General features: G+C 32.4%; 11 protein-coding genes. 9 read left to right on the top strand and 2 right to left on the bottom strand.

Features of this window, described 5'->3' with window-relative positions; genetic code table 11:
• Positions 1–399, top strand: a 399-nt coding sequence (locus FYJ50_RS10215) for an HAD family hydrolase (RefSeq protein WP_420841805.1), incomplete at its 5' end; no start/stop codon positions are given.
• Between the two features lie 4 nt (positions 400–403).
• On the opposite strand, the gene FYJ50_RS10210 is transcribed toward FYJ50_RS10215, so the two are convergent.
• Entirely contained in the window at positions 404–1,315 is a 912-nt protein-coding gene (locus FYJ50_RS10210) for a hypothetical protein (protein ID WP_154461616.1), read from the bottom strand.
• Positions 1,316–1,349: 34 nt separating this feature from the next.
• On the opposite strand from FYJ50_RS10210, the gene FYJ50_RS10205 reads away from it, so the two are divergent.
• Positions 1,350–1,718: a thioesterase family protein gene (locus FYJ50_RS10205; protein WP_154461614.1), complete on the top strand. Its 369-nt coding sequence runs from the start codon at positions 1,350–1,352 to the stop codon at positions 1,716–1,718.
• Between the two features lie 359 nt (positions 1,719–2,077).
• On the opposite strand, the gene FYJ50_RS10200 is transcribed toward FYJ50_RS10205, so the two are convergent.
• Positions 2,078–2,815, bottom strand: a complete 738-nt coding sequence (locus FYJ50_RS10200) for a TrmH family RNA methyltransferase (protein WP_154461612.1) — start codon at positions 2,813–2,815, stop codon at positions 2,078–2,080.
• 310 nt (positions 2,816–3,125) lie between these two features.
• Between FYJ50_RS10200 and FYJ50_RS10195 the strand changes: the two genes are divergently transcribed.
• The 7 genes from FYJ50_RS10195 to FYJ50_RS10165 all read left to right on the top strand — a co-directional run bounded on the left by FYJ50_RS10195 (position 3,126) and on the right by FYJ50_RS10165 (position 10,905).
• Positions 3,126–3,809 (top strand): LytR/AlgR family response regulator transcription factor, encoded by a 684-nt coding sequence (locus FYJ50_RS10195; RefSeq protein ID WP_154461610.1) that lies wholly within the window; start codon positions 3,126–3,128, stop codon positions 3,807–3,809.
• A gap of 50 nt (positions 3,810–3,859) precedes the next feature.
• On the top strand, positions 3,860–4,516 hold the full coding sequence (locus FYJ50_RS10190) for an acyltransferase (protein ID WP_154461608.1): 657 nt from the start codon (positions 3,860–3,862) through the stop codon (positions 4,514–4,516).
• On the top strand, positions 4,500–4,913 hold the full coding sequence (locus FYJ50_RS10185) for a VanZ family protein (protein ID WP_205946514.1): 414 nt from the start codon (positions 4,500–4,502) through the stop codon (positions 4,911–4,913). The genes FYJ50_RS10190 and FYJ50_RS10185 overlap by 17 nt, the downstream gene beginning before the upstream one ends.
• A 261-nt stretch (positions 4,914–5,174) precedes the next feature.
• A complete protein-coding gene (gene pheS / locus FYJ50_RS10180; protein ID WP_154461604.1) occupies positions 5,175–6,206 on the top strand; it encodes a phenylalanine--tRNA ligase subunit alpha in 1,032 nt (343 codons plus the stop codon).
• A 12-nt stretch (positions 6,207–6,218) separates the two neighbouring features.
• Positions 6,219–8,621, top strand: a complete 2,403-nt coding sequence (gene pheT, locus FYJ50_RS10175) for a phenylalanine--tRNA ligase subunit beta (protein ID WP_154461602.1) — start codon at positions 6,219–6,221, stop codon at positions 8,619–8,621.
• Between the two features lie 60 nt (positions 8,622–8,681).
• Positions 8,682–10,160: a glycerol kinase GlpK gene (glpK, locus tag FYJ50_RS10170; RefSeq protein WP_154461600.1), complete on the top strand. Its 1,479-nt coding sequence runs from the start codon at positions 8,682–8,684 to the stop codon at positions 10,158–10,160.
• A 19-nt stretch (positions 10,161–10,179) separates the two neighbouring features.
• Complete coding sequence (locus FYJ50_RS10165) at positions 10,180–10,905, top strand: AAC(3) family N-acetyltransferase (RefSeq protein ID WP_154461598.1); 726 nt, start codon at positions 10,180–10,182, stop codon at positions 10,903–10,905.
• The last annotated feature ends 191 nt before the right edge of the window (positions 10,906–11,096 follow it).

Genomic DNA, 11,096 nt, shown 5'->3' with positions numbered 1-11,096 from the left:
AAAAATGAAATGGTTCCGGAAATAATTAAATCTTTGAAAAAAGAAACGACTTTAATTCTGGCAACCAATCCTATTTTCCCAAAAGTTGCGACATATTCACGTATTCGATGGGCTGGATTAGAACCAGATGATTTTATTCATATCACAACCTATGAAAATTCACATTCCTGTAAACCAAATTTAATCTATTATCAGGAAATTGTAGATTTATTTCATTTGAATCCAAAAAAATGTTTAATGGTTGGAAATGATGTTTTGGAAGATATGATCACAGAAAAACTGGGATTCAATGTATTCCTGTTAACGGATAATCTATTAAATACGAAGAATTTAGATTACAGCCAGTATCCTCAGGGAAATTTTAAAGATTTAATGCATTATATAGAAGCAAACAAATAACGTATCAGTCTGATACGTTATTTGTTAATATAGGTTTTATGCTGATCAGTAAGAAGATATAACGGATAAGATCCGCCAGGATAAAAAAGATAAAGACTCTTACTGGATATATATTCTGAATATAGTAAGAATAAAGTGTTTTTGAATAAACAAGAATACGAACCAGTTCCAGCAGGATACAAATATAAACCACTTTTTTTGAATTGGGCTGATTAAAGTAAAAGCAGAAAAGAGGAATGGTCCAGATTACTGCAGTGTAAATGCAGAAAATAAACATTGCTTTTGTCGCAAAAACATTCTGCAGATCATTTGAAGCAAATAAAGAAGAAAAAATCTGCATAAAAATTGGGAAGACAAGCAATGAACCATAAATTGAAATACCTAATCTTAAACAGAGCTGTGGAAGAGTGAAAGGCTCTTCTTTTTCTTTCTGATTCGTCTCCAAATAGATATTTTCAATATCCTGATCTTCTTCAATTTCAATTTCATGATCGAATACAATTTTTGCCCATCGATTCGTTTTAAGATATTTTCCATAATGTATCAGCCCGATATTTTTTATAAAGAGTGCAATCACCCAGACAAGGTAGGGCAGAATATGAAAATAATCGTTAAATATATAATATACAGGAATTCCCATCATACAGAAAGAATACAGGATACCTATCCAGTAAAGAGAGCGGAATATCTTTTTTCCAAAACTTAGACAGCTGAATAACAGGCCATAAAGACAGATTTCACTTATAAAGCTTGCCACCATGATTTTCTGGATTGGAAACTGTGTTTTCTGTATAAAATAAGATTGGAATATTAAATAGATTGTTATAAAATAGATAAGAACGATTAAGAATACAAACCAATGGTTACGATTGACTCTTTTTTTCGCATTATCATAAATGAGCTGATCCTGATTCATATTTGTATTATAGCACAAGTTCATAGGAGGTATCATGGAATTTAAATCTGTCACTATTAAAAGAACGGTTCAAATGGAACACTCTGCAAAAGAAATGAAAAGTGGGTCTTTGGAAGTATTAGCTACTCCACAAATGATTTCCTGGATGGAGGAAGCATCTTGTCTTTGTCTGGAAGGACAATTAGAACCAGGATTTACGAGTGTAGGAACTTATCTGAATGTTTCTCATGATAAAGCCAGTTTAATTGGTGCAACAATTTATATTTCATCTGAAATTTCAAAAATAGATGATCGAAAAGTCTGTTTTCAGGTAATTGCTACAGAAAATGATGAAATCATTGGAAAAGGATATCATGAACGTTTTATTGTGAATGAAAATAAATTTATAGAAAAATTAAAGTGAATTTAGCTGGTTGGATGACCTCTCAGTAGATAGTGTAAGAAATTAAACACTGGACTGGGAGGTTTTATATTGAAAAGAAAGTTAAAAAGTAGTACTTAATTTGCACGAAGTGCATACTGGATTTATAAAATTCTGTATATGATTTATTTAGGGTGATGGTTACAGAAGATCACGTGTACATTCTATAAGCAGGATTGCTATACAAACAGAAGATATCTAAAGTATGAGATAAAGCTGATACTTTAGAAACACAAGCAAATCCAAAAGTCAGAATCTGTCATATTAAAAGGACAAAACCTAAGTTTTGTCCTTAAAACAATCTGTTAATTCTGTTTATTTGATAGAAGGCAATTTAAATGCTACCTTTTTTGATATTGAAAAGTATACATACAAATGGAAGCTGCAATGGCAACGTTTAAACTTTCAAATGTTGCCATTTCAATTTTAATGCATTCATCACATTGTTCAATTAATTCTTGGTGAATTCCACTTCCTTCGTTTCCAAACACAATTCCATAACAATCGGGTATAGAAACATCCTGTAAAAAAATAGATTTCTGATGAAGAGCGGTGGCAAAAATTTTCATATTGTCTTTACGATAAGAAGATACCATCTGATATAAATCACAATAATAAACCGGTATGTGAAACAATGCCCCCTGACTGGCTTGAATTGTCTTTGGATTGTAAACATCTACACAATTTTTAGAACAATAAATTGCTTCTATTCCAAAGCTATGAGCCGTTCGAATGATCGTTCCCATATTACCAGGATCCTGTATTTCATCCAGAAAAATCACTTTCTTTTTTTTCTTTTCGGAGTTTTTTTGTTTTTCACAAACCCCAATCATTTTCGCATTTGAAATCTGACTGGACAATTTGTTGATTACACTTTGTGTGCATTCTATGGCTGGAAAAGAAAATGGATTCTGTACTGTCTCTAGAATAAACAGTTCTTTCAAACAGGAAGATTGTAATGCTTCCTGTATTAAATGATGACCTTCTACAATAAAAAGATTTTTTTCATCTCTTCCTTTTTTTGTATGAAGTTTAACAAATTCTTTGATTTTTTTATTTTGAACTGATTCGATTCTCATGCTGTAATTATATATAAAAAAAATTAAAAGTGCAATTTTAATATCTGACACTGTTAGTGTCAAATATTAGAATTATTATATAGACGTGATTTTATTATATAAGATATAGTACATTTAAAAAAATCAATTTGATTAAAGATGAATAAATATGACGAAAATGAGTGATTAAATTTGATGAAAACGATTTCATAATTATATTTATAACCAATTTAATGTAATTTTTATCAAAACAAAATTGAATTTTTTATCAATTTAAATGTTATTTACATTATATAATATTATTCAAGAGAAAGGGATATAGGAATTCGTAATGTTAAGTTTTGCTGTTATTTCACAGGATACAGATATAATTAATTACATACAATTTTATTTAGAAAGTGAATGTGCCAATCAAATGATTCCACTTTATGTTTTTCCAAATTTTTATTGTTTTCTTACAGAAGCGAATTTCAGAAAAATCAATGTGCTGATTATAGATACCGATTTAGAGTGCTGGAAAGAAAATACAGTACGTATCTATAAAGATTTTCCGTATATGAATATTATTTTTGTGGGTTCGAATCTGGAAGTGGGATATAAAGTATATGATATTCGACATTTTGCTTTTATCTACAAAAAGGAATTGATTCCTTATTTTCCAGATGCTTTATCGCGGTTAAGATCCGAGTTAAAGATAAAAGATAAGAATACGATTCGTATTTCATGGAAAAATGTTGTGTATGTATTATATGAACAGGATATTATCTATTTTGAAAGAGATAAGAGAAAGACAATGGTACATATGATGGATGGAACAGAGTATACAACCTATAAGCATATTGATGAGTTTGAAAAAACGGTAAGTGATGATTTTATGCGTATCCATTTTAGTTATTTAGTTAATTTACAATATGTTAAAGAGTATCATAGAAATCATCTTTTTTTATCAGATGATTCATTTGTACCCATTTCAAGAAAATACGAAAAAGGTGTGAAGGAATATTTTGAAAAGTAAAATTTTGAAATCTTTCTGCATATAATATAAAATGATTTAGAGGTGGTTTTATGATTAAAATTCAGGAATTATATGATTTAGATCATACGCTTGCAAAAGATTATTTAAATCAATTTGAATATCCATGGCAGGCATTAAAAGGGATTAAAGATTTTATTCTTCAAACAGGACCTTCATTATCGGATGAATATGAACAAATAAAAGAAAATGTATGGGTTCATAAAAGTGCAACTGTTTTCGAAAGTGCTTATTTAGGGGCTCCCTGTATTATTGGGGCTAATACAGAAGTGAGACATGGTGCTTTCATTCGTGGCAGCGCTTTAATTGGGGATAACTGTGTTGTTGGAAACAGTGTTGAATTAAAAAATGTAATTTTGTTTGATTGTGTTCAGACTCCTCATTACAATTATGTTGGAGATAGTATACTGGGATATAAATCTCATATGGGAGCAGGTTCTATAACAAGCAATGTAAAATCAGATAAAACACTGGTTGTGGTTCATGATGGCGAAATGAACTACGAAACGGGACTGAAAAAATTCGGAGCTATGTTAGGTGACTATGTTGAAGTCGGCTGTAATAGTGTTTTAAATCCAGGAACTGTCATTGGCGTACATTCAAATGTTTATCCAGTATCTTGTGTTCGTGGAGTCGTTCCAGATCATTCCATTGTTAAGTCAGGAGGAAACATTGTTAAAAAAATTTAATCCTGCCATAATTCTTTGTACGCTTGTCTGGATGGGGCTAATATTCTTTTTTTCAATGCAGTCATCCATTCAATCCAGTTCACAAAGTATGTCAATTGTAGAATTTTTACAATTGATTTTGCCACTTAAGAATATTGATTTTTTACATTTTATTATAAGGAAAATGGCACATGCATTTGAATATTTTGTACTTGGAATACTGGCTTATCATTGTAAAAAAGAGAAATCAGAAAAATGGGCTGGAATCGTTTTATTGATTTGTTTTCTTTATGCCTGCAGTGATGAATTTCACCAATGTTTTATTCCGCTGAGAAATCCATCTGTATATGATGTGATTTTAGATGGTATTTCTTCTTTAATAGGGATTGTATTGTGTCATAAAATCTTGAAGTTTTGATTTTTATTCTGTATAATCAAGCTTGTTAAAACGTTGATTGGGACTAGTACTTATTTAACCTTATAAAGAGACTTAAATTCAAAGGCTGAAAGATTTAAGATAAGAAGGAATAATGAATTCACCCAGGAGCAAGAGTTAATCCTCTTCCGTTTCATACGGTTATCATGATAATTAAGTGCTTAAAGGCGAAATAGGATGGTACCGCGTTAAATCGCTCCTATATCGTCTTTTTTTATGGTTTTCATAATAGAAAGGAACAATATGAAACAAATTGATGAACTTCGTCAGGAGGCAATTGAAAAAATTTCAAATGTGGACAATCTGTCCGAATTAAATGAATTAAGAGTTTCTTTTTTAGGAAAAAAAGGACCTGTACAGGGTTTAATGAAATTAATGAAAAATCTTCCTAAAGAAGAAAAACCAGAATTTGGTCAGAAAGTTAACGTATTGAAAAGTGAATTATCAGCATTGATCGATCAGAAGAAAATTGAATTGGAAGAAAAAGAAACACTGGAAAAAATCGAAAGTGAAAAAATTGATATTACATTACCTGGAAGAAAACCAAATGTAGGAAATTTACATCCATTAAATCTGATCACACAGGAATTAGAAGATTTATTTATTGGTCTAGGATACCAGGTAATTGAAGGCAGTGACATTGTGGATGACTTATACTGCTTTGAAAGAGCAAATATTCCTAAAGATCATCCAGCTCGTGATATGCAGGATTCTTTGTATATTGATGAAAATCAATTGTTAAGAACACATACGACAGCAATTCAGATGGTTGTTCTTGAACAATGTGCACCAAAGCCAATTAAGGTGGTTTGTCCAGGGAAAGTATATCGTAGAGATGATGATGATGCGACACATTCTCATCAGTTTATGCAGATGGAAGGGTTGGTTGTAGGAGAGAATATCACATTAAGTGATTTAAAAGGAACGCTATTATTTCTAGCCAGAAAAATGTTTGGTCAGGATAAAGAAATTCGTTTTAGACCTTCTTATTTTCCTTTTACAGAACCAAGTGTAGAAGTGGATGTATCTTGCCATATTTGTAATGGAAAAGGATGCCCAACATGTAAAGGAACTGGATGGATCGAAATATTAGGAGCAGGTCAGGTTCATCCGAATGTTTTAAAAATGGCAGGATACGATCCTGAAAAAGCAAGTGGATTTGCTTTTGGAGTAGGGATCGAGCGTGTTGCAATGTTGAAATATGGAATTGATGATATTCGTCACTTCTATACAAACGATAAGCGCTTTAGTGAAGAATTTAAACGTTTTGAATAGGGGGGACCGAATATGAAAATTTCTAGAAAATGGTTATCACAATACATGGATATTCGTGATTTAACAATTGAACAGTTACAGGAAAAAATAACTGCGGCTGGTTTTGAAGTAGAAGCGGTTGAAAAACAGAGCCAGGGAACCAATTTAGTAATTGGTTATGTAAAAGAATGTAAAGATCATCCAGATAGCGATCATTTACATTGTACAAAAGTAGATATTGGAAATGAAGTACTGGATATTGTTTGTGGGGCTCCTAATGTTAAAGCTGGACAAAAGGTGATTGTAGCCAAACCGGGGGCACAACTTCCAGGAGGAATTATTAAATCTGGAATGATTCGTGGACAAGCTTCACAAGGGATGATTTGTGCTTTATTTGAATTGGGAGTGGATCCAAAATTATTGACGGAAGAACAATTGTCAGGAATTGAAATTCTGGATGAACAGGCTCCAGTTGGAAATGAGGATCCATTAGGATATCTGGGATTGGATGATGAAATTCTCGATATTGGTTTAACACCAAATCGATCCGATTGTCTTGCGGCTTTTTCTATGGGACTGGAAGCAGGCGCTATTCTAAATCGAAAAGTGACTTTACCGGTTTTTGATGGTGCCAGTGATATTGGTGGACCTACAAATTTAAAAATTAACAGTACGACTTCAAGATGTCCTTATTTTTTAGGAAAAGTGATTGGAAATATTACAATTAAAGAAAGTCCAAAATGGATGAAAGAATTATTAATGGCCAGTGGTATACATTCAATAAACAATGTGGTAGATATTTCAAATTTAGTAATGTTAGAAACTGGTCAGCCAATGCATTTTTATGATAAAGATGCCATTGTGAATCAGGAAATTACAGTAGCAGATGGTTTTAATGAAGATTATACAGCATTGGATGGAGTTACCTATGCTTTGAAACCAGAAGACTGTGTGATTACAAATCAGGGAAAACCGATTGGAATAGCTGGTATAATGGGTGGTGACGACTCAAAGATTCTTGATACTACAAAAGGATTAATTATTGAATGTGCTCATTTTGATCATGTTTCCATTCGAAATACAGCCCGTCGTTTATCTTTAGCAACAGAAGCCAGTATTCGTTACCAGAAAGGAATTGAACCATTGGCTGCAAAAAAAGCATTGGATCGAGCAGTACAGCTGCTGATTGAATATGCAGATGCGAAAGAAATTGAAGAAACAGTCGAATTTGGAACAAATCCATATCAGGATAAAATCATTACATGCACATTAAAAGATATTAATAATGTTTTAGGAACTTCTTTTACCAGAGACCAGGTGTTTGATGTTTTCAATCGTTTACATTTTAAACCTGAATATGAAGAGGAAACATTTATCGTAACAATTCCTTCTTATCGTACAGATGTAGAAGGCAAAGCGGATTTGGCAGAAGAAGTGATTCGTATTCTTGGATTTGATTCATTACCTACAACACTTCCATTAATGGAAATGACAGAGGGTAAACTGGATGAAAAACAGAAGATGATTCGAATGATACGATCTTATTTTACATCTCAGGGATTACAGGATTGTATTACTTATACTCTGATCAGCACAGAAAAGAAAGACAATGCGATTTTATCAGATGGGGATGCGATTGAATTATCCATTCCAATGAGCGAAGAAAGAAGATGGATACGTACCAGTATTTTACCAAGTCTTTTAGATGTCGTATCTTATAATCATGCTCGAGGAAATAAAGATTGCAGTGTATTTGAATATTCGGATGTTTCAAATAAAAATGGGTCTTTTAGTCATCTTGCGTTTGTGTTAAGTGGTCTTTTACAGGAAAATCGCTGGACAGGTTATCAGTTGCCTTGTGATTATTATACAGCAAAAGGTCTGGTTGAAGGATTGCTGGATCAGATGGGAATTGCTTCTTCACGAATCTATTTTAAAGAAAACAAAATGGATGTAAAACATTTCCATCCATATCGTAGTGCATGCATATACATTGGAAAAGAATGTGTGGGAGTGATAGGACAGATTCATCCGGATTATGCAAAAGTAACGGGAATAAAAAATGCAATAATGGCAGAATTGTCTTGTGATGCATTATTGAATATTAAGAAATCAAAAATAAAATATACTCCAATTTCAAAATATCCTTCAGTTTCGAGAGATTTAGCATTTGTTACTGATCGAAATATGCCAGTTGAAAAAGTAATGGCTGTGATGAAAAAACAAGGTAGAATCAATAAAGAATTAATCATTCGTAATATTGAAGTATTTGATGTTTATCAGGGAGAACATGTAAAAGATTCAGAAAAATCGGTAGCCTTGTCAATTCTGTTCCAGTCAGATACTCATACTTTAAAAGAAGATGAAATTAATACAGTATTTAATAATATCATTCAGGCCATTGAAAAAGAATGTAAAGCTGTATTAAGAAGTTAATTCAGACACTCAGTTTAATCTGAGTGTTTTTTGTTTTATAATAAACAAAAGAGGTGTACTATGAAAACTTATATAATGGCAATTGATCAGGGAACAACAAGCACAAGAGCAATCCTGTTTGATCATGAAAAAAGGATTGTTGCGATTTCCCAGAAAGAAACGAATCTGTTTTATCCACAGCCTGGATGGGTGGAACAAGATGCCAATGAAATCTATTTATCTGTTCTGGCTGTATGCATGGATGTTGTTTCAAAAGCTAGAATTTCTTTAAAGCAGATTGTTTCAATTGGTATCAGCAATCAAAGAGAAACAACAATTTTATGGGATAAAAATACAGGGCTGCCTGTATATCATGCGATTGTTTGGCAATCAAAACAGACAAATGAGATCTGTGATCAGTGGAAACAGAAGGGGTATGAACCATTGATCATAGAGAAAACAGGAATGCGTATTGATCCATATTTTTCAGCATCTAAAATTGTATGGATTTTGGATCATGTAGAGGGAGTAAGAGAAAAAGCGGAAAAAGGAGATATTCTGTTTGGAACGGTGGATTCATGGATCGTATGGAAATTAACTGGTCAGAAAGTTCATATAACGGATGTTTCCAATGCATCAAGAACTTTATTATTTAATATTGAAAATTGTAAATGGGACAAAGATCTTCTGGAGTTGTTCCATATTCCTTCCTGTATTTTACCGGAAATTAAACCAACATCTTATCATTATGGAAATACGATGTCATCGATTTTTTTAAATGAAGAAATTCCAATCTGTTCAGTGGTTGGAGACCAGCAGGCTGCCTTATTTGGACAAAGCTGTTTTAAAAAAGGAGACGTTAAAAATACATATGGAACGGGTGGCTTTATGCTGATGAATACAGGAGATAAAATCGTTCATTCGAATTCAGGTCTGGTAAGTACAGTAGCCTGGAAAATTGGAGAGCAGGTTACATATGCATTGGAAGGGAGTATTTTTGTATCGGGTTCTTTAATTAAATGGTTAAGAGATGATTTGAAAATAATACAAAAGGCTTCTGATACAGAAATAATGGCAACTTCGGTGAATAGCTGCAATGGACTGTATATTGTTCCTGCCTTTGTGGGATTGGGGGCACCATACTGGAATGATAAGTGCAGAGCTTCTATTTTTGGATTGACATTTGGAACCAATCAGAATCATATAGCCCGTGCTGCACTGGAATCTATGGCTTTTCAAAGTAAAGATGTATTAGATGCAATGGTGAAAGATAGTGGAGTCACATTGAGTGTAATTAAAGTGGATGGAGGAGCAGCAGCAAATAATTTTTTACTGCAATTTCAAAGCGATATTCTAATGTGCAATATTGAAAGAGGAAAAATAAATGAATGTACCGCATTGGGAGCGGCCTACTTAGCTGGATTGTGTTGCTCATTCTGGAAAAAAGAGGATCTGAATATTGAATTAGACCGTGTATTTAAGCCGGTGCGAACAAAGGAAAATGTAGAACAGATTTATGCAGGATGGAAAAGAGCGGTGCATGCTTGTATGGAATTTTAGTTTTTGATAATATATTTCTATGAGTAAATTAATATTAAAAAGTGATTTTATTGATCTATTCAAGTCATTAGGAATTGGGAACGGATCACTGATATGTCTGCAGGCAAATTTATCAAAATGGAATTCTGTGATTGGTGGATATCAGTGCTTGCTTGATGCATTGTTTGAAGTAATCGGAAAAGAAGGTTGTGTAATGATTCCTTCTTTTTCGTATTCTACTTTAGATCCGGCCTGTATGAATCTGTATTATGATTATGAAGACTGGAAGACGATTAGAGAAGAATGCTATGGATATGATAGTATTAAAACATGTTCAGATGTATATTCCAGAAGCATTGAACATGCTTTGAAAGAAAATAAAGTCATGCGTTCCAATCATCCAGTATACAGTTTTTATTTTATAGGTAATTATAATTCGGATTGGCTGAAACAATCTATGAATTATCCGATTTCGTTTTCTCATATTTTGAAAGGATTTGTTCAGAAGAAAGCTTTTAATTTAATGATAGGAGAAAATCTGGAAAACAGTATTCTTATTCCAGCGATTGCGAAAACACTTAATAAAGGAAGTACTTATATTGAAAAAGCATATGTACAATCCAATAAAAAAAAGGTAATAAAAACGTATCTGAATACAATGTGTGATGAACAGACAAAGAAAGAATTACTGGATTATTGTTACTGTAAAACGGAAAAATTAAATGGACAAAATGTATATTGTGTATCCATAGAAGATATTGAATAAAAAAATAAAAAAATATTTGACTTACTCTTATTTATTTGATAAAGTATAGAAGCACTTGATGTGTACGATCTTTGAAAACTGAACAAGAAAACCTGAAAGAAGTACGAAAGTACAAGGAAAAGAACAGCAACGTCAATTTAAAAGAAGGAAGAAAGATGTGTCAGAACATCTAGAGAGCTAAATCAAATGGA

It is taken from the genome of Floccifex porci (assembly GCF_009696175.1).
Classification (GTDB): domain Bacteria; phylum Bacillota_I; class Bacilli_A; order Erysipelotrichales; family Erysipelotrichaceae; genus Floccifex; species Floccifex porci.
The sequence above is the reverse complement of the archived record's forward strand: the minus strand, read 5'-3'. Positions and strand labels throughout refer to the sequence as shown.

Bases quoted from the DNA above. Each gene is read 5' to 3' on its own strand.
- FYJ50_RS10195 (WP_154461610.1), top strand. From the start codon at position 3,126: ATGTTAAGTTTTGCTGTTATTTCACAGGATACAGATATAATTAATTAC.
- pheT (WP_154461602.1), top strand. From the start codon at position 6,219: ATGAAAATTTCTAGAAAATGGTTATCACAATACATGGATATTCGTGAT.
- FYJ50_RS10210 (WP_154461616.1), bottom strand. From the start codon at position 1,315: ATGAATCAGGATCAGCTCATTTATGATAATGCGAAAAAAAGAGTCAAT.
- FYJ50_RS10205 (WP_154461614.1), top strand. From the start codon at position 1,350: ATGGAATTTAAATCTGTCACTATTAAAAGAACGGTTCAAATGGAACAC.
- FYJ50_RS10165 (WP_154461598.1), top strand. From the start codon at position 10,180: ATGAGTAAATTAATATTAAAAAGTGATTTTATTGATCTATTCAAGTCA.
- FYJ50_RS10200 (WP_154461612.1), bottom strand. From the start codon at position 2,815: ATGAGAATCGAATCAGTTCAAAATAAAAAAATCAAAGAATTTGTTAAA.
- pheS (WP_154461604.1), top strand. From the start codon at position 5,175: ATGAAACAAATTGATGAACTTCGTCAGGAGGCAATTGAAAAAATTTCA.
- glpK (WP_154461600.1), top strand. From the start codon at position 8,682: ATGAAAACTTATATAATGGCAATTGATCAGGGAACAACAAGCACAAGA.
- FYJ50_RS10190 (WP_154461608.1), top strand. From the start codon at position 3,860: ATGATTAAAATTCAGGAATTATATGATTTAGATCATACGCTTGCAAAA.